18 protein-coding genes are annotated in these 19,040 nt (G+C 62.9%); 10 read left to right on the forward strand and 8 right to left on the reverse strand.

Features of this window, described 5'->3' with window-relative positions; translation table 11 throughout:
- From VN934_03370 to VN934_03395, 6 genes are all read left to right on the forward strand, one after another.
- Window positions 1-411, forward strand: a 411-nt coding sequence (locus tag VN934_03370; protein ID HXM17831.1) for a hypothetical protein, incomplete at its 5' end; no start/stop codon positions are given.
- A 55-nt stretch (window positions 412-466) separates the two neighbouring features.
- The gene (locus VN934_03375; protein HXM17832.1) at window positions 467-4,195 is read left to right on the forward strand and encodes a carboxypeptidase regulatory-like domain-containing protein; all 3,729 of its coding nucleotides are present in this window, start codon (window positions 467-469) and stop codon (window positions 4,193-4,195) included.
- Window positions 4,196-4,327: 132 nt separating this feature from the next.
- Window positions 4,328-4,891: a hypothetical protein gene (locus VN934_03380; GenBank protein ID HXM17833.1), complete on the forward strand. Its 564-nt coding sequence runs from the start codon at window positions 4,328-4,330 to the stop codon at window positions 4,889-4,891.
- Window positions 4,884-5,516: a type II secretion system protein gene (locus tag VN934_03385; protein ID HXM17834.1), complete on the forward strand. Its 633-nt coding sequence runs from the start codon at window positions 4,884-4,886 to the stop codon at window positions 5,514-5,516. The genes VN934_03380 and VN934_03385 overlap by 8 nt, the downstream gene beginning before the upstream one ends.
- A complete protein-coding gene (locus VN934_03390; protein ID HXM17835.1) occupies window positions 5,513-7,222 on the forward strand; it encodes a hypothetical protein in 1,710 nt (569 codons plus the stop codon). The genes VN934_03385 and VN934_03390 overlap by 4 nt, the downstream gene beginning before the upstream one ends.
- Window positions 7,223-7,244: 22 nt before the next feature.
- Entirely contained in the window at window positions 7,245-8,309 is a 1,065-nt protein-coding gene (locus VN934_03395) for a hypothetical protein (GenBank protein HXM17836.1), read from the forward strand.
- On the opposite strand, the gene VN934_03400 is transcribed toward VN934_03395, so the two are convergent.
- A complete protein-coding gene (locus VN934_03400; protein ID HXM17837.1) occupies window positions 8,306-8,749 on the reverse strand; it encodes a hypothetical protein in 444 nt (147 codons plus the stop codon). The genes VN934_03395 and VN934_03400 overlap by 4 nt on opposite strands.
- A 126-nt stretch (window positions 8,750-8,875) precedes the next feature.
- On the opposite strand from VN934_03400, the gene VN934_03405 reads away from it, so the two are divergent.
- Both VN934_03405 and VN934_03410 read left to right on the forward strand, forming a co-directional pair.
- Window positions 8,876-9,991 (forward strand): hypothetical protein, encoded by a 1,116-nt coding sequence (locus tag VN934_03405; GenBank protein ID HXM17838.1) that lies wholly within the window; start codon window positions 8,876-8,878, stop codon window positions 9,989-9,991.
- On the forward strand, window positions 9,988-10,284 hold the full coding sequence (locus VN934_03410; protein HXM17839.1) for a MoaD/ThiS family protein: 297 nt from the start codon (window positions 9,988-9,990) through the stop codon (window positions 10,282-10,284). Before VN934_03405 ends, VN934_03410 begins: the two co-directional genes overlap by 4 nt.
- 5 nt (window positions 10,285-10,289) lie before the next feature.
- Here VN934_03410 and VN934_03415 read toward each other — a convergent pair whose 3' ends face one another.
- Window positions 10,290-11,267 (reverse strand): carbon-nitrogen hydrolase family protein, encoded by a 978-nt coding sequence (locus VN934_03415; protein ID HXM17840.1) that lies wholly within the window; start codon window positions 11,265-11,267, stop codon window positions 10,290-10,292.
- 6 nt (window positions 11,268-11,273) lie between these two features.
- A complete protein-coding gene (locus tag VN934_03420) occupies window positions 11,274-11,636 on the reverse strand; it encodes a hypothetical protein (GenBank protein HXM17841.1) in 363 nt (120 codons plus the stop codon).
- A gap of 157 nt (window positions 11,637-11,793) precedes the next feature.
- On the opposite strand from VN934_03420, the gene VN934_03425 reads away from it, so the two are divergent.
- Together VN934_03425 and VN934_03430 are read left to right on the forward strand one after the other, a co-directional pair.
- Window positions 11,794-12,732, forward strand: coding sequence for a lipid kinase (locus VN934_03425; protein ID HXM17842.1), 939 nt, complete (start codon window positions 11,794-11,796; stop codon window positions 12,730-12,732).
- Window positions 12,729-13,256 carry a YqeG family HAD IIIA-type phosphatase gene (locus VN934_03430; GenBank protein HXM17843.1) on the forward strand — a complete coding sequence of 176 codons (528 nt, stop codon included), beginning with the start codon at window positions 12,729-12,731 and terminating at the stop codon, window positions 13,254-13,256. Before VN934_03425 ends, VN934_03430 begins: the two co-directional genes overlap by 4 nt.
- Here the strand turns inward: VN934_03430 and VN934_03435 are convergent.
- The 5 genes from VN934_03435 to VN934_03455 are packed head-to-tail and all read right to left on the reverse strand — an operon-like array spanning window position 13,253 to window position 18,969.
- Window positions 13,253-15,550 (reverse strand): GGDEF domain-containing response regulator, encoded by a 2,298-nt coding sequence (locus tag VN934_03435; GenBank protein ID HXM17844.1) that lies wholly within the window; start codon window positions 15,548-15,550, stop codon window positions 13,253-13,255. The two genes, VN934_03430 and VN934_03435, sit on opposite strands and share 4 nt — an antisense overlap.
- Window positions 15,550-15,993 carry a response regulator gene (locus VN934_03440; protein ID HXM17845.1) on the reverse strand — a complete coding sequence of 148 codons (444 nt, stop codon included), beginning with the start codon at window positions 15,991-15,993 and terminating at the stop codon, window positions 15,550-15,552. Before VN934_03440 ends, VN934_03435 begins: the two co-directional genes overlap by 1 nt.
- Window positions 15,990-16,736 carry an ATP-binding protein gene (locus VN934_03445; protein HXM17846.1) on the reverse strand — a complete coding sequence of 249 codons (747 nt, stop codon included), beginning with the start codon at window positions 16,734-16,736 and terminating at the stop codon, window positions 15,990-15,992. The genes VN934_03440 and VN934_03445 overlap by 4 nt, the downstream gene beginning before the upstream one ends.
- Complete coding sequence (locus tag VN934_03450) at window positions 16,733-17,179, reverse strand: response regulator (GenBank protein ID HXM17847.1); 447 nt, start codon at window positions 17,177-17,179, stop codon at window positions 16,733-16,735. The genes VN934_03445 and VN934_03450 overlap by 4 nt, the downstream gene beginning before the upstream one ends.
- Window positions 17,176-18,969 (reverse strand): ATP-binding protein, encoded by a 1,794-nt coding sequence (locus VN934_03455; protein ID HXM17848.1) that lies wholly within the window; start codon window positions 18,967-18,969, stop codon window positions 17,176-17,178. Before VN934_03455 ends, VN934_03450 begins: the two co-directional genes overlap by 4 nt.
- Between the last annotated feature and the right edge of the window lie 71 nt (window positions 18,970-19,040).

Consider the following 19,040-nt stretch of genomic DNA (forward strand, 5'->3'; position numbering starts at 1 on the left):
CTCTACAATCTGCGCGAGCCCGCCGATCCGGACGATTTGCGCGCGTCGTTAAAAGCGGCGCGGCCCATCACCGTCAGTCAGGTGCTGTGCGCCTGGATCCTTGACGGGCACGGCTCCTTCGATGCGGACGAAGCAGTGCAAGCGGTCTCAAGCCGAGTGCAAAGCCTGCCGTCCGGCGCGCGCGTTGATCCAGAACTGCAAGCGAATCCGGAGCGAATGGCGCGCGCAGCCATCATGGGCATGGTCCGTTTGGGCACACTGGTTCTTGACACGGGACGCTACCGGCTGACCGAAAAGCGAGCGCACCCGCAGTTCCCGCTCGTGCGCGATATGGTCGCGTTTCAGGCGACGTTCTTCCGCGAGACCATCGAGGCGCTTGCGGGGCTGGAAGAACGGAATTCACGGACCTAAAGGTCCGTGGGTACATGACGGCGCAACTTTTCTCGACAGGCTTGGAGGACCACGCATGATTTTTCGTTTGACCTGCGTCGCTCTGCTCGCAATGCTTTTCGCGGCGCCGCCGGCCCTTTCTCTCGCGGGAACCACCGGCGCGCTGGTCGGCGACGTCGTGACCGGCGGCCAAGTCCCGGTCGCCGATGCCAAGATCACCGTGACTTCCGCCGCTGAGAACGAATCCACGCTCACGGACACACGCGGCCACTTCACCTTCGTCTCGCTGCTACCGGACGTATACGCGGTCACCGCGACCAAAGCGGGATTCCATGCGGTCTCGCAACCGGGCGTTGAGGTCTTCGCCGACAACACGCAGGCGCTTCGGCTGGTGTTGGAGAGCGAGACCAAGACGCTGGGCACGGTGAACGTCTCGGCCAGTCCGAGTCTGGTGCGCGCCGGCACCGTGCAAAACGTGTATTCGGTCAACCAGCGCCTCGGCTCCAAACTCGTCGCACTCGGCGGCGGCGGCAATCTCGATTTTGCGTATTCCGCCATCGCGGCCAGCCCCGGCACGTTCGTGCCGCCGTTCCAAACCGGCTGGAACCAGCCCATCTTTCTGCGCGGCGGGGACTTCACCGAGGTCGGCTACGAGCTGGATGGCGTGCCGCTGAATCGCTTCTTCGACAACATCACGACCACCAATCTGGCGACGCTCGGCCAGCAGCAGCTCCAGATCTACACCGGCGGAGCACCGGCCGACGCGCAGTCGCACGGTCTGTCCGGCTATATCAACCAGGTCGTGCGCACGGGCACGTATCCGGGTTTCGCGGACGTGACCTTCGGCGTCGGCGCCCCAGCGCTATACAATAAGCTGAATTTCGAGGTTGGCGGGGCAACGCCGGACCATCGCTTCAGTTATTACGCCGCGACCGGCGGCTTCGACCAAGATTATCGCTACGTCGATCAGTTCAACGGGCCGTTCTTCTCTCAAACCTTTGGTCAGCCGTTCGATCTCGCCAATTTCGCGCTCGGCCCGAACAGTCCGGTCGGCGCGCCGGGCTGCCCGCCGCTGCCCAACGGCTCGAACTTCGCGGGCTGCTATGCGAACCACGGTTTTTTCAACGCACTGCCGGTCGGCCCGGGCGGCTATATCCTGGGGCCGTACAACATGGGCAAGAACTCGCGCATCACCGATCGCGAAAGCATGGTCAACCTCCACTTCGGTTTTCCGCACGGCCAGGGGATCAATGACGACGTCCAGGTCCTGTACGACACGTCGGCGATCTTCACGAGCGAATACTCGTCGTTCAACGACTGGGGCGGGGTACCGTTTTGGAGTGCGGCCGGCGCGCAACTCGGCGCCCACACGAACTCCATGGCGCCACCGCCGACGTATGCCTATCCGACCATCCAGGCCGGCTTCCAGTACACGGGCGCGCTGCTCATGCCTGCAAGCGGCGCGCCGTTCGGTGCGATCGACAATATGATCCCGTATGTGTTCCCAAGCGAAGCGGCGTTCGGCGCCAACGGCCAGATCGCGGGGAGCAAGCGCGACGGCGTCTCGAACGGGCAGAGCATCTTCAAGGTGCAATACCAGCACAATTTCAGCCCGGCCGCCTACGTGCGCGTCTACGGCTTCACCGACTACTCGGATTGGTTCGTGCACAGCCCGAACAGCACGGGGCAGTTGTATATCAGCAACTCGCTCGACCGCGAGTTGTTCACGCACGAGCGCGGCTTCTCGGCCGAGTACGCCGCGCAGATCAGCCCGCGCCATCTGTTCGATCTCCAGGCATCGTACACGTCGGCGAACACGACCTTCTTCGACAATACGCAGATGACTAACTCGACGCCGGGCGCGCCGTTCTTCCCGTCGCCGCAGACGGTGTTCGCGGCGTTGGTCAGCGTCTCGGCGCCCACCAACGGCACGTGCTACGCGATGAATCTCATCTTCCCCGTGGCGCCGGTTCCGGTGTCGTGCATGACCGGTTCGCCTTCGCCTTTCTTGACCCAGAAGTTCCTGACGTATGGCGGACCCTTTATTCCGCCGCCGACGGGTTTTGAATGGCTTGCGGTGGAGAGCGGACCCTCCGGCCAAGTCAATGGCGTTTCGCCGCGCTTCACGTCGCTGTCCGCATCGGATCAGTGGACGCCGTCGACCCGCTTGCATTTCAATCTCGGCCTGCGTTTCGATCGCTTCCAGTTCAACATGCCGCCCACTGCAGGCGGCGCGTCGCGCGCCTTTTGGTTCAACGCTTGGAATAACGTGATGTGCGTGAACCCCGGCATCAACGGCGGCAATCCGATCGACGAGACGTTGATCGGCGCGGCACCAGGAACTCCGTGCGCGGCCATCTCCGGGCCCGGCATTCCCGCAGGCGCGCTGCAGCCGGCGACCTTGACCAATTCCACCGCGGGCGGTTCGTCCGTGACGTTCACGCAGCTCGAGCCGCGCTTCGGCGGCACGTTCACCGCGGGCGAGAACGACGTGATCCGCTTCTCGTACGGCAAGTACGCGCTGCCGCCGGAGACCCAGTTCGAACAGTACAACACCCTGCAGAACGATCTGCCGGGCTTCATCGGCCCGCTCTTCTACGCGTTCGGGTTCAAGACACCCGAACACGACATCCGTCCTCCGGTCTCCTACAATCTCGACGCATCGTGGGAACACCGGTTCGGCAAGAGCGACGTCGCGTTCAAGCTGACGCCGTTCTACCGCACCACTCACGATCAAGAGCAGCAATTCTTCGTCAATCCTTCGACCGGCACGTTCTCCGGCATCAATGCCGGACATCAGAACGCTTCCGGCCTCGAGTTCGTGCTCACCAAGGGCGACCTCGCGAACAACGGGCTCTCCGTGCAGTTGGCGTACACGTACACGTACAGCCGCGTGCATTACGACACGTTGGCGAACGGCTCGACGCTGCTCACGCCGGCGAACGCCTCGATCCAGCTCTACAACTCGTTCACCTCCGCGTGCTCGAGCGCGACGCCTTCCACCAACCCGGCGAGCCTGTGCGGCGTCAACGGCAACGCCAACGCGTCGCCATGCTTCTCGCCCGGCTCGGTGAGCTCGCCCGGGCCGCCCGATCCGACCTGCACGGGCATCGGCACCGTCGCCAATCCGTACTTCAACGCGCCGGCCCGAGCGCTGCTGGATCCCAACGGATCGTACGTGACGTACCATATCGTGCCGACGGGGACCCAGCTCTCGTCCGCTAGCTTCGGGGTGCCGTCATACGCAACGCTGCTGTTCAACTACCGGCACAACCGCTGGACGTTCGCACCGGTGTTCCAATACATCGCAGGCAGCCGCTACGGTTCGCCGCAGCAGCAGATCGGGATCAATCCATCCATGTGCGGGCCGCTCGCCGCTCCGCTGGCCGGCGATCCGCGCTATCCGCCCGGCAGCACCTCGGGCAATCCATATGACGCCACGACCTGCTCGGGGACGATGGTCATCCCCGATCAGTTCAGCGGCAACTTCGACGCGCCGGGCGCATTCCGCGAACCGTCGTTCTTCTCGGGCCACGCGCAAATCGGCTACGAAGCATCGAGACGCGTCTCGTACAAGCTGACGCTGGTGAACTTGTTCGTGACCTGCAGCGGCGGCGACGCAATGCCCTGGACCAAGGACAGCGGCGCGGCGTGCGGCTACGACACGATCTCCGGTCACTTGCCTCCGGTGGGGAACATCTACAATCCCGGCGATCCGATCCAGCGGCTTGTGAAGTATCCGTACGGCAACGCGTTCACCAAGCAGCCGATCGACGCCATCCTCAACATCGAAGTCAAGCTGTAGGTCCTCAGGCGTCCCTCGCATCGGAATAGCCCGTCGCACGAAGTGTGACGGCGCTTGCAGTTTTGCCGGATAGCCGAGCCGAAGTCTATAAAACCTCCCGTGACACATTATGATGGAAGGGTGATTCGTCTTTTGAATAAGCGCGGGTCAACGCTGGTCGAGGTCTTGCTGGCCGCTGCCCTGTTGGTCTTCGTCTTCCTCACATGGGCCGCCGGTGCGATCATCGCTACGCAGGCCGCGAACACTGCAGCAGAACACACGCAGGCGATCTCCATCGCCAACGCGCTGCTGGAGAACGTCCGGCGCGATCCGCTTTTCTGGGACGAGTACGGACCCAACGGCTGCAGCACAGGCAGCAACTGCTGGAACGTTGTTCCAGGGCAGCCGTGCGGCCTCGGCGTGCCTCCTGGACCCGGCCAGAACGTCAACGCCTACAACGATAGCTATGACACATCGAAGAGCAAAGATCAGCAGGCCTGGGAGCCGGGCTATGCGTGCGGCGACCTCTCGTACCTTCAGAACTACAAAGGCACCGGACGAGATTTCCAATGGAAGTTCATGTGGCGTGCCGACGTCAAGGATTACAGCGCCGGTTCCAACTTCCCGTACGACGCGACCATCACGATATGGATCTACACCAACGTGGACGGACGAAGCAGCGTGTATAAGGTCGTGACGGAGAAGCGCCTTGGGTAAGACCTCCGCAACCGCCGGATTTACGCTCGTCGAGCTCATGGTGAGTCTGACGATCCTCGCCCTGGTGCTGGCCCTTACCGCGGTCGAGTTCCCGCAGGTGTGGTCGCATTTTTCGCGCTCTTCGCAGCAGCTGGATGCCGAGCGCACCGCTCGGGTCGTCATGACGCGAGTCACCGACGAGTTCCGTCAAGCGATGCCGGATCAAACCGACAACCCGACGTCGCAACAGCCGGTCGTGTCGCCGCTGTGCCCCGGCACCTGCCAGCCCTCGGATCAAACGGGCAGCCAGGACACGAGCGTCGCCTTCTATCGCGCTCGCGATCTGCGCGGCTCTCCCGGCTCGATCCCGGTCACGAACGGGCGCCCGACCCCAGCGTACGATCGCGTGATCATCTCGTACGACGCCGCCTCGAGGCACCTCAACCAATACGTCGTCGCCGCGACCTTTGTGGGACCGTCGCCGGCGCCGGAAGTCATCGGCCAAAACGTCACGAATTTCGTCGTCACGCCGAAAGGCAGCGAATACGAATTCGATCTGACGGTGACGTCGCCGGCCAGCGGCAACCAATCAACGGCCCAATCCTTTAAACTCACCTCGTCTGTCTATGTGAGTTACTATCCATGAAAAACAAACGCATCCACGCTCCCGCGCAACGGGGCATCGCCTTCGTCACCGCGCTGCTGATGTCGGTCGTCATGTTGATCCTCATCGGCGCGCTGCTGGTCCAGATCGCCGGCGACCTCAGTGACGTCGGCAACCGCGGCTTCGACAATCGCGCGCTGTACGCGGCCGATGCCGGCATTCAGGAATTCACGGAGCAGATGGAAGTGACGGCCGGCAACCCGGCGTCCAGCTACACGTACACCACGTCTTCGTCGGATCCGCAGGGCATGGCGTATACGGTCACGCTCGAGAAGACGTGGAATTCGAGCAACAAGTATTTTCTCGTGACGTCGCGCGGCCAAGCCGGCGGCAACGTCCGCTACGTGCGCGCCATCCTCGAGACGGTGCCCTATTCGTACTGGGGCAACTTCACGATCTCCGAGTGTTTCAAGAACGGCGGCGGGCGCTGTCAGCACTATTACATCCAGGACGAGGCGATCACGGGACCGGTGTATTCCGGCGGCCCGATGCACATCAACTACAGCTCGACTCCGGGGCTTCTGCCGATCTTCCTCGGCAAGGTCCGCACGGCTCAAGTCCCGATTTGGAACGACCAGGCGCCGGCAGGATCAAGCTCGCCAGATTCGGCCACGCCGAGTCCCGACGGCGCTTGGCACAACGTTCTACAGGGCGGCAAGCCGGATTTTTTGGTCGATCCGAACGGGCTGCAGCTGCCGGGCGCGGACAAGAATTTCATTCTCGCGAGCGAGGCCTGGGCGGGCAATAGTTCCAGCCTGACGCAGTCGAGCGGCTACGTCGCGCCGTCTTCAGGCAAAGGTTTGTACGTGAATCAGTCGCTTGCCAACTCGGCAGGGCCGAGCAGCGCGATCGCAAGCGGGCTGTACATCTACGGCGACGTAAACATGACCTCGCAGGCGCAATCCCCCAACGTGGATCCGGGCAACAACCAGACCTTCACCTTCACGCCGGTCGCCGGTGACCCGAACTCGATCCCCGGCTCGTACACGGTCAATCTCAATTTCAGTTCGAATCAGACGACGGTGAACTATTACGCGCCTCCCGGACGACCGGGGGTGTCGAGCCCGACGAGCACGCTCACCTACACCGGATTGCCCAACGGTCAGCAGGTCAACGCGTCTGCAGGACACCAGGCCAACGGCGCCATCTTCGTCGACGGCAGCGTCAATTTGGGGCAGAACGGCACGACCGATTACATGCACGGCCAATTCACCCTGGGCACGCCCGATCCGCCGGTGAACGGCGAGACGATCTCGCTGCTCGGCAACCTGAAGTACCGAGACGATCCGCGCATCGACCCGGCCTCGACCGACATGCTCGGCGTCTGGGCCAACGACGTGCTGATCAAGGACAAGGTCGATCAAAACGTCGAGTTCGACGGCAACCTGCTGACGGGGTCCAATGGTGAATGCACGACGACGTCAGGGTCGAGTCCGTGCGGCGACGGCACGTGGTACAACCCCGACATCGCCTCCTCGGGCAACTTGGGCGATTGGACCATCTATGGAAGCCTGGTCGAGAACATCCCCGGTTTCCAGGGCGACCCCATCGGCGGCGCCAACCAAAAGGGCTACGCGGATCAATACCGCTATGACGCGCGCGCCGCGGTCGTGCCGCCGCCGTTTTTCCCGGACACGAATCTATACTTCGTGATCGCTTGGCAGGACCTCGGCGTAAACCCGCCCTAATCTAACCCGTGAGGTACCCGCAATGAAAATGCACCGCATTTTAGCTTTTGCGGCGGCTGCGGCCGCTGTCTCGTCCATCCTCATTGGCGGCCGAGCGGTCGGGTTTCCGATCCCGGGCATTCCGGGCGTACCCGGCATCGATCCGCAAACCGTGGCGATCAATGCGGCCATCAAGCAGATGGCGCCGTGGGTGCGCGCCAACCAGCCGATTCTTTTGGACTGGAGCGCGCTGTACCCGAACACGAACACGCTGCCGGGCGCGCCGTTCGCACCGGCCAGCGACGCCGCTAGTGTCGCCAGAATCCGGCAACTCATCCAGGGGCAGCTCGCTCACTCGAGCACCGGCATCGTCAACCTGCCACCCGGCGATTACGCGCTTGAGACGCGCGTATATTGCACCGACATCCATCGGCACGGCGGCAGCCGAGCGTTATGGTTGATGGGCCCGCTGCGCGGCACGCGCGGCAACCTCCTGGCCGCCATGTACGCGCGCGCGTCCGGGAAAAACGTGGACTTCCAGCAGCTCCAATCGCTCTCATGGGCCATGCAGGCAGGCATGCGCTACGATGAATTGCCGCTCGCATCGCGCCAGCTCTTCGACGCGCTCATCCCGGATTTCCGCGCCTTGGCGGCGGGCAGTTTCATCGAACAGGTCCAGGGTCAGTGGAACACCTTGTCGAGCACGATCCCGGGATTGCCTTCGATGGATTCGGCGATCGGCCGCATGGGCGATATCGGACAGACGATCTTCAACATCCGCAATGCGCGCGAAACGATTCTCGCAAATGCAAATAACTACCACGTGGTTGCAAGCACGCTTGCCCCGCCTTCACAAAGCGGGCCCGATACTTCCGGCTATCCCCCGCCGTGGGCGCAGGTCGGCCCTGGAGTATACGAGAGGGTGATGACGCCTGGGCATTACGGCGACAAGTCGGAGTTCGACATCCGGGTGACTGGGCCGGGCCAGGCGGGCGTGCCTTTTTCGAGCGTGATCAGCTACGCCCCGAGCCATCAGGAATGGCAACCGCTCACGCAAGATAGCCCGACGTTTTCCGGCAAGTGGAGCGACATCCACCTTCAGTATTAGAAGACTTCGACCGAGGTCGCGCCGGCGGACGTGAAAAGGCCTTTGACCTTGTCGGCATCATCCGCGTAATAGCCGGCGATGGCGCGCCCGTTCTCGAGCGCCTCGGCGTAATCATCGGTGCGGCCATCCGGCACATTGAGGTCTGAGAGCGCCTCGAGCTCGGGCGCCTCCTCGATCTCTCCGACGTCGGTGCTAAGCTTCGACAGACCCGGCACGTCCGGTCCGCCGTGGCTCGTGATGATGCCGGTGCCGCCGGCGAGGGTCGTTTCTTCGGCCTCGCCGCTCAAAACGAATTGCACGCCGCTGGAGATGAGCTTGCCGGAAGCTTCGTCGCCCGAGATGACGGTGAGGCGGGCCGGATCGAGTCCACCCTGCTTGAGCGAGTCGGTGAGCTTCTCGACGGCGGAGTTGCTGGGGAAAATTCCGACGACCACTGGCATGGCACGGCTCCTTTACGATGAGAGCGCGCGGCCTTCGCGCATACCGCCCTGCCTACCCTCTTCGCGGTCCGGGAGGCCGAGTGTCGTTGGCCGCGAAGAACGGGTCACCTCGTAAAGGAGCAATGCATGAGCGGAGTAAGGCTGCTGGTTGGCACACGAAAGGGCGCGTTCGTCCTGACATCGGACGGAAAACGCGAACGCTGGGACATCAGCGGTCCCCACTTCACCGGTTGGGAGATCTACCACGTCAAGGGATCGCCTGCTGACCCGAATCGCCTGTATGCGTCTCAGTCGAGCGGCTGGTTCGGACAGGTCATACAGCGCTCCAACGACGGCGGCAAGACCTGGGAGCAAGTCGGAAGTGAATTCGTGTACGACGGCGCCACCGGCACGCACTTGTGGTACGACGGCACGCCGCACCCGTGGGAGTTCAAGCGCGTCTGGCATCTCGAGCCTTCACTGGCCGATCCGGACACGGTCTATGCCGGGGTGGAAGATGCCGCCTTGTTCCGCTCAAGCGACGCCGGTAAAACCTGGCAGGAGCTTCCCGGGCTGCGCCAACACGACTCGGCGCGCGCCTGGCAGCCGGGCGCCGGAGGGATGTGCCTACACACGATCATTGTCGACCCGAGTCATCCTCAGCGGATGTTCATCGCCATCTCTGCGGCGGGCGCGTTTCGAAGCGACGACGCCGGCAAGACCTGGCGGCCGATAAACCGCGGGCTGCGTTCCGAACAGATCCCCGACCCGAATGCCGAGGTCGGCCACTGCGTTCACCGCCTCGCCATGCATCGCTCGCGTCCAGACGTGCTGTTCATGCAGAAGCACTGGGACGTCATGCGCAGCGACAATGGGGGCGAGTCGTGGAAAGAAGTCAGCGGCAACCTGCCGACCGACTTCGGGTTCCCGATCGACGTGCACGCGCACGAGCCGAACACCATCTACGTCGTACCGATAAAAAGCGATTCCGAGCACATCCCGCCCGACGGAAAGCTGCGCGTCTATCGCAGCCGCACGGGCGGAAACGAGTGGGAAGCGCTCACGAAGGGTCTGCCGCAAAAAGACTGCTACGTCAACGTGTTGCGCGACGCGATGTCCGTCGACACCCTCGATTCGTGCGGCGTGTACTTCGGCACGACCGGCGGGCAGGTCTATGGATCGCGCGATGCCGGCGACAGCTGGGCTCCTATCGTTCGAGACTTTCCACCAGTGCTGTCCGTCGAGGCCCAGACGCTGCCATGATCCGCGTCGTGCTCCCGCCGCATCTGCGCACGCTGGCGCACGTCGACGGCGAGGTGAAGCTCGACGTCAAGGGTCCGGCCACGCTGCGCGCGGTCCTCGACGCGCTCGAGAGCGGGTATCCGATGCTGCGCGGAACGATACGCGATCACGTCACGCACGAGCGCCGCGCGTTCGTCAGATTCTACGCCTGCGAACAGGATCTCTCACATGAAGCCCAGGACACCGCGCTGCCGGATGCGGTCGCGAAGGGGACGGAGCCTTTTTTGGTCGTGGGCGCGATGGCGGGCGGCTAGGGGTCTTAAGCTTTGCGGGTGGCCGCAAACCCGTTGCCGACGAACGCGGCGGGACCCGGCGCCTCGCGATTGATCTTCAAATCGAAGACGTCAGGTCTGCTATAATGGCCGGCCGTGTCGAGCGTGCGGCGAGCGGCGATCGCCTTTGCGGGATCGCACTCCGCGTAGAGCACGCCCTGCGCCTCGTGCATCGGCCCGGCGACGATCTCGCCGAACGGATTGACCACCACGGAGTCGCCCTCGTTCATCCACTCACCTTTGACGTCACCGTAGATCTCGTCGCGGAACGGAAAATCGGCGGGGACGTCGCTGAAACGGATCCCGCTGCCCGAGCCCAAGACCCAGCAGCGGCCCTCCAGCGCGATATGACGCATGGTCGCAAGCCACCCGTCGCCTTGGTCCCATGTCGTCGCCACGTAGATCTGCACGCCTTGCGCGTATAGCGCGTAACGCGCAAGCGGCATGTAGTTCTCCCAGCAGATGAGGCCGCCGACTCTGCCGGAGGGTGTGTCCACGACGCGCAAGCCGCTGCCATCGCCGATGCCCCAAACCATGCGTTCCGGATTGGTAGGCATGAGCTTGCGATGGCGGTTGAGGATCGAGCCGTCTTGCCCGATCGTCACGATGGTGTTGTAGAGCGTGGTGCCGCTGTACGCCCCATTGCGCTCGTCGATGCCGCATACGATGGTGGCGCTGCGCCGAGCCGCGGCATCCTGCAGCGGCTTGAGATCGTCGCTTGCGAGGTCGATCGAGCCGGCGAGCAGGCGCGAGAAGACGGCCGCGTTGAGCTTATAGTTCTCTGGAGGCACGCGCCACACCCAATCGGGATATCCGGGAATGAACGTCTCTGGAAATACGATCAGTCGGGCGCCGGCTGCCGCCGCTTCGTCGACCCAACCGACGGCACGGCGCAGCGTTTCGGCGCGGTCGTACATCGCGGGCGGATGCTGCACGATGGCGACGACATGCTTGGTGTCACTCATGGGAAGTTAGTCGCGCGCCTCGCGTGTCTTCGTCTGCTCTTCTGTCTGGTATTCTTTCAGTTTGGAAACGGCGACAAGCGATTGCTCTAAACTCTTGTTGGATTCATCGGTCACTGCCGCCAGCTCTTTCATGGCGCCCTCAAGTTCCGAGTACGCCGCCTTCAGTCTCGTCTCAGCGCTCTTCGTCCGCTTCACGTCATCTTTATGGCTCAGGCTTGCCGTCGCAACGGCATCGCGGAGCACCCTGATATTCTCGCGCACCTCCAAGGCATGTTCCAGCACCTTGTTGCTGACGCACCACTGGCATACTTGGATGCTATCAACCCGTATGATCTGCTGGGATTCCCGGCGGCAAAGGTCGCACAACATTTGTCGTTATTTTCGAGCGCCCAATCGCGTCATCCTACCCACATGAAAACGCCTCTGAAAGGCTGGACGCCGAAGACTCCCCCATTCCTGAGAACGCAGCTTTCAAGCGAAACGGTTCGGGGAGTGTGCGCATGGGCATATCATAGGGAGCAAACTCATGACGACCAGTACCGCCCCCAAGACATCGGAGGCCGCAGGCTCATCACACGAGGGCCGAACCGTGCTGCTCGTGCTCAATAAGCAGGCGCGCCAGGTCCAAGAGGATGCCGATGCGGTGGTCGAGGCACTGCGGGCGTCCGGTTATAAACTTGTGCAGCCTGAGATTTCGTCCCGCGACGATGCTGAGAAAATCATTGGAAAGTATGCGAAGTCCGTTGACCTGATCGTGAGCGCCGGCGGTGATGGCACTCTCAACAGGGTGCTGCAAGGGATCGTCGGCACCGATCTGCCGCTTGGGATTCTACCGCTCGGCACCGCCAACGATCTGGCCAAATCGTTGAACATCCCGCTCGATCTGCAGCAGGCGTGCGACGTGATCGCAAAGGCGCATACGCGGCGCATCGACGTCGGTTGCGTGAACGGCACATACTTTTTCAGCGAAATGAGCATCGGCATGAGCCCGACCGTTTCGCGGGTGCTCTCCAAGGAGGCTAAGGCGACGTTCGGCATTTTTGCCATCTTGGGCCGGGCGCTTTGGATCTTGCGCCGCATGCGCCGCTTTGGAGCGCGCGTCACGTGCGACGGCAAAGAGCAGGTCCTGCGAACGGCGCAGCTCACGATCGGCAACAGCACCAACTTCGGCGGCTTCGTCACGACGGATGACGCGGCGATCGACGACCGCAAGCTCGATCTGTACAGCGTAGAGCTGCGGCACTGGTGGTCGTATGTCGAGGCGCTCTGGGCGCTGGCAAGCCACCGCTACGACACGTCGCGCTGTGTGTTCACGCTCCACGGGCGAAGGTTCGAGATTGAAACGCGCAGGCCGAGGCCGATCGAAGCGGACGGCGAGATCGTCTCGATGACGCCCGCCGTGGTCAAGGTCGTGCCGCGCGCCGTCACCGTCTTCGTGCCGGAGAATAGCCCACGCGAAGCGTGAGGTTTCGCAACCCCCGCCAGATGCTGCGCCCATTTCGCTGGGTCGAAAGCGTCACGTCGATTTCGCTTGACGAACTGAAGGCTCAGGGGATCCGCGCGATCATCATCGATCTGGACAATACGCTCGTCGGGTACAGACTCAAGGAGCCGGTGGCGGAGGTTGCGGCGTGGGTCCGGCGGGCGCAAGAGCTGGGCTTGGCAGTCGCGATCGTGTCAAACAACGTGCGCGCGTGGGTGAGCAGCATCGCCGAGCTGATGGGCATCGTGACCTACGTGCACAACGCGCTCAAACCGCTGCCGTTCGGCGTGATCAAAGCCGTCAAGCAGCTGCGCGTTGCTCGCTCGGAGGTGGTGGTCGTCGGAGACCAGATGTTCGCCGACGTGCTCGCCGCCAAACTGTTGGGCATCAGCGCGATCCTCACGGACCCGATCGAGCGCTCGGAGCACCGCGCCATGTGGCTGGTGCGCGCGCTCGAGCGCTTCATGCTCTTGGGCACCAAGCGTCACGTGCCCCCAAGCAGCTAAGCGCTGCGGGCGGCTAGCCACGACGTGAAGCCTCCGAGCGGCAAGGGATGACAAATCGCAAATCCTTGCGCGTAACGGCAGCAGCGTTGCCGCAGCCACTCGAGCTCCTCGGGCCGCTCCACGCCTTCAGCCAGTGACTTAAAACCAAAGCGCTCGGCGATGGAGATGATGGTTTCGGTGATCACTTGGTCGTGGGGATCGCTCAGCAGTTCGGAGACGAAGCTCCGATCGATCTTGACGATGTCGATCGGCAACCGCTTCAGGAAGGATAGCGAGGAATATCCCGTACCGAAATCGTCGATCGCGATCTGCACGCCGAGGCGCCGCAGGGCCCGGCAAACGCGCCGCGTCGCCTCGACGTCTCGCATCGCGTCTGATTCGGTGATCTCGACGCCGATGTTGCTCAACGCCACTCCATTGCGAGCGGCGTGGGTGAATGCGCGGATCAGCTTCGGATCGCCCGCTTGGCGGCCCGAGAGATTGAAGAACAGTCGGAAGCCGGGCCGCCCAGCGCTCAACTCCCTGGCGTCGGCAAATGCTCTCCGCATCACCCAGGCGTCGATGCTCGTGATGATGCCGCTCTGCTCCGCGAACGGGATGAAATGACTCGGCGCAAGGAGCCCTCGCACGGGGTGATTCCAGCGGATCAAGGCCTCGCAGCCGGTGACCTCGCCGGTGCTCACCTCGATGTGGGGCTGATAATAGAGCGTGAACTGGTCGCAGCCGATCGCCTCGCCGATCTCGTTCCGAAGCGCGGCGCGGTGCTGCGCATTGGCCTCCATGCCGGCCTCGTAGAAGATGACCGAGCCGTGTCCAAGCTCCTTAGCGGCGAACAGCGCTGCGTCGGCATGCGAAAGGATGGCGTCGATGTCCGAACCATCCTCCGGAGCCAGCGACACCCCGAGGCACGCGGTGCGTGCGATGAGTCCCTTTCCTTCACGCTCGCCGGTCGCGAACGAGTGTGCGAAGACCTGCGCGAAGACCAGCGCTCGAGAGCGGAGGAATTCCAGGGAGATCGGATTCGCGACATAGACGGCGAAGACGTCGCCGCCCACGCGACCAACCATCTCGCCGCGAGATGCTCGTTTTAAGAGAGCGTTGCCGATCTCGACGAGCAAGGCGTCGCCGATCGTCGTTCCGTACGATTCGTTGATTTCGTGAAAATCGTTGACGTCGACGAGGATGACCCCAAAGCGGGAACTTGCACGCGTTGCCACACCGACTTGCGATCGGAATTGGGATCGGTTGAGGAGCCCAGTCAGGATATCGTGGGACTCCTGGTATTGGATCCGCTCGAACTGCCAGCGCTGTTGCACGTGATTTGCGAAGAATGACGCGAGAACTTCGACGTATGCGAGTTCGTTCGGTCCTAATGGCTTGCTTGTCGGTTTGGCGGATGAAAAGGATACCCCCCAGGTCGCACCGCCGGCGATGAACGTCGTGACGACGAAGGCGCGCGTGCCGCTTTCGCGCTCGAGCGCGCTCGAATAATCGCTGGCTTGGATGTCGTCCCACGATCGCGCACCGCCGCCCTCTCTCAGGATCCTGCCGATGGCCGTCGTCTCCATCGGAATGATCGACCCTGCGTGGGCACGAGAATCAGAGAGAAGGGGTTCGGAAGAGTCGCTGAGCGCCTCCACGATCAAATTGGTTCCGCCGACGCGCCATAGGTTTCCCCAGGAAGCCTGACCCGGCCAAATGGCGGCAGCGGCCTGACCGAGCATGGCAAGCCACAACTCTTCTTCGCGCAGGCTCGGATCGTTGACGAGTCGCCACAGTTCTTCAAGCCGCTCGGCGTGCTGCCGCGAGCGCTCTTCCGCCTGTTCAGCCGCTATGCGCGCCCGCGTCTCGGAGTATTCGAGGGAGCCCTCGAGGTGCTTCCGTTCCCTGGCGTCGCGGACGGCACGTTGTACGGCGCTCGCTAAACGCGTCAGGTTCGACTTCAAGACGTAGTCGACCGCGCCGCTTTGGAGAGCCGTGACGGCCCGGTCTTCGCTGATCGTACCAGACACGAAGATCAGTGGCGTCTTCGGGTACGCCTTTCGAACGATGCGCTGCGCCGTGAAGCCATCGAAGCCCGGGAAGCTGACATCGCACAGGATCACGTCGGGGGCAAAGGTGGTGAGTGCGGCGGTCAGTTCCGCTTTGTCCGCGGCGATCACGCACTCCGTCGCAACCCCGGCGCGACGAAATTCCATCGTCGCCAATTCGGCGTCGATCGGCGAGTCATCAATGATGAGGATCTTGATCGTGCCGTCAGGCAGAGGCGCCAGCCTCTCGGCGATCGCGTTCACTATTTTGGAACCATGTTGACCATCAGCCAGTACATCCCGATCTTTGCGACGGAGTCCACAAGATCTCCGAACTGGATCGGCTTGGTGATGAAGCCGTTGACCCCCAGCCGATAGCTCTCGACAAGGTCGCGTTCCTGATTTGACGAGGTCATCACGACGATCGGAATCCGGCGAGTTTTCTCGTCCCCCTTCAGATCGCGCAGTACGTCCAGCCCGTCGAGGCGCGGCATCTTCAGGTCGAGCAGAATCAGCTTTGGGACTTGATGCGGATTTCGGATTTCGTAGGTCCCCTTGCAACGGATGAAATCCAAAGCTTCCACGCCGTCCTGAACCCAGAACAACTTATTGAGAAAGTTGTTCTTCTTCAGCGCGCGCACCGTCATCTCGGCGTCGTTGTGATTGTCCTCCACGAGAAGGATCTCGATATTGTCGAAGTCGTTCATATAACACTTTCTTTGGGCAGGCCGAATGAAAAGGTAGCGCCATCGCCGAGTCGAGCATCGGCCCAGATCGTGCCGCCGTGGCGTTGGACGATCCGCTTCGCCATGGCAAGCCCGACGCCGGTACCGGGGAACTCAGGCCGACGATGGAGCGTTTGGAAGACACCGAAGAGCTTGCCGGCTTGCTGCATATCAAATCCGACCCCGTTGTCGCGGACGTGATAGACGACGCGAGCCGCATCAAGAGCAGCCCAGACCTGGAGCTGCGGAGCGGATTGCTTGCTCGAGTATTTGACGGCGTTGGAGATCAAGGTCGTCCACACTTGGCGGAGCAGCGCGCGGTCCCCGCGCACGGCCTGGAGATCGGCCACTTCGACCATCGGTTGCGGCCGGCCAGCGAGCTGTAACTGTTCGGCCACGACCCCTTGGACCAAGCCCATCATGTCGACCGTGACGCTCTCCATCGCGTGGCGGCCGAGGCGCGAAAGTGCGAGCAGGGCGTCGATCATGTCCACCATGCGCACCGATTCGCTTTGGACGACCGAGAGAAGCCGGCGGCCCTCCTCGTCGAGCGCAGAGCCGTAGTCATCCACGACAGCGCGCGCGTATCCCATGACGGCGCGCACGGGAGCGCGCAGGTCGTGGGATACCGAGTAGCAGAGGCTCTCCAAATCCGCGTTGACGACTTCGAGCTCGGCGCTTAACCGCGCGTTGGCGCTCTCGAGGCCTTGGACGGTCGCGTTCACGTCACTTCGGTCCGATTGACGCACAACCAGAACATCCCGATTTGCGCCACCGTCTCGACGAACGCCCCGAACTGCACCGGCTTGACGACATAGCCGTTAGCCCCGAGCCGATAGCTCGCGGTGATGTCGCGTGTATGATTTGACGAGGTCATTGCAACGACCGGAATCGCACGAGTTCGCGCGTCCTTCTTCAGCTCGCGCAGGACGTCGAGCCCGTCAAGACGCGGCATCTTCAAGTCGAGGAGGATCAACTTCGGGAGTTGCTGCGGATCGCGGCTCTTAAAGTCGCCCTCGCAGCGAAGAAACTCCAACGCCTCGACGCCGTCCTGGACCCAAAACACCTTGTTGAGGAAATTCCCCTTCTTCAACGCGCGCATCGTCATTTCGGCGTCGTGCTTACTGTCCTCGACGAGGAGGGTCTCAACGTCATCGAAGTCGTTCACTTGTCATTTCCGATCGGCAAACCAAATGAGAATGTGGCTCCTTCGCCAAGCCGGGCATCGGCCCAAACCGTGCCGCCGTGACGTTGGATGATCCGCTTTACGATTGCGAGGCCCACTCCGGTGCCTTCGAACTCATCGCTTCGGTGAAGGCGCTGAAAGACGCCGAAGAGCTTATCGGCGTACTTCATGTCGAAGCCGACCCCGTCGTCTTGCACGTGATAGACGACGCGAGACGCTTCCTGCGTCGCCCAAACGCGCAGTTGTGGATCTGCTTTCTTGCTCGAGTATTTGATCGCGTTGGCGAGCAAGTTCACCCACACTTGGCGCAGCAGGACGCGGTCACCGCGCACGACGGGAAGGTCGGGTATGACGAAGATCGAGGCCAGCTGGCCGGCCGCTAGCGCCTGCTCGGCCGCGACCTCCCGGGCCAAGCTCGTCATGTTGACCGGCGCGTTCACCAAAGGCTGGCGCCCCAGTTGCGAAAAGGCGAGCAAGTCGTCGATGAGATCGCCCATCCGCAACGCCTCGCTGGCGACGACGGAAAGAAGACGCCGGCCTTCGTCGTCGAGTTGGGAACCGTGGTCCTCTTCGATCGAGTGCGTGTAGTTCAAAACGGCGCGAAGCGGTGAGCGGAGGTCGTGGGAAACCGAATAGCTGAAGCTCTCCAATTCGGCGTTAAGAGCTGTGAGGTCGGCCGCATGCGCATGCAACTCTTCTTCGGCCATGTTCGTTCGGACAAGCTCGGCAGTGGCTTTTCCCCGAGCGACGTCATCGCGTTCGATCGTACGCTCGGCCAGACGTTGCTTGAGTTCCGCGTTGGTGCGCGCCAGCTCGGTGAGCGCTTCGTCCCGTGCGACGTCGTCGCGTTCGATCGTGCGCTCGGCCAGACGTTGCTTGAGTTCTGCGTTGGTGCGCGTGAGCTCGGCGAGTGCTTCGTCGCGAGCGACGGTGTCGCGTTCGATCGTGCGCTCGGCCAGGCGTTGCTTGAGCTCCGCGTTGGTGCGCGCCAGCTCCGCGAGGGCCTCGTCCCGAGCGACGTCATCGCGTTCGATCGTGCGCTCGGCGAGACGCTGCTTCAGTTCTGCGTTGGTGCGCGTGAGCTCGGCGAGAGCTTCGTCTCGCGCGACGGTGTCGCGTTCGATCGTGCGCTCGGCCAGACGTTGCTTGAGTTCCGCGTTGGTGCGCGCCAGCTCGGTGAGCGCTTCGTCCCGAGCGACGTCGTCGCGTTCGATCGTGCGTTCGGCGAGACGCTGCTTCAGTTCTGCGTTGGTGCGCGTGAGCTCGGCGAGTGCTTCGTCGCGAGCGACGGTGTCGCGTTCGATCGTGCGCTCGGCGAGACGTCGCGTCAGCTCGGCGTTGGTCCGCGTGAGTTCGGTGAGTGCTTCGTCCCGAGCGACGTCGTCGCGTTCGATCGTGCGCTCAGCGAGACGCTGCTTCAGTTCTGCGTTGGTGCGCGTGAGCTCGGCGAGGGCTTGGTCCCGAGCGACAGTGTCGCGTTCGATCGTGCGCTCGGCGAGACGTCGCGTGAGCTCAGCGTTGGTCCGCGTAAGTTCGGTGAGCGCTTCGTCTCGAGCGACGGTGTCGCGTTCGACCGTGCGCTCGGCCAGGCGTCGCTCGAGCTCTGCGTTAACGGGCGCGGGCTCGGCGAGGGCTTGGTCCGGGGTGAGGTCGTCGGGCGTTATCGTCTGCTCTATTGCATGCGTTGGCGCGACGACGTGGAGGAGCACCGGAGATTTCGCGCGCGGTTTCGGCGGTTTCGGCGCGCCCGCAACGGAGACGGATCGGGCCACGTTGTGCCATCCTTGGGGGGATCGGCGTGTGCCATGCGATCCGAAATGGTCGGCTGCGGCAGGTGCGGGAC

Source organism: Candidatus Tumulicola sp. (genome assembly GCA_035601835.1).
Lineage (GTDB): Bacteria > Vulcanimicrobiota > Vulcanimicrobiia > Eremiobacterales > Eremiobacteraceae > DATNNM01.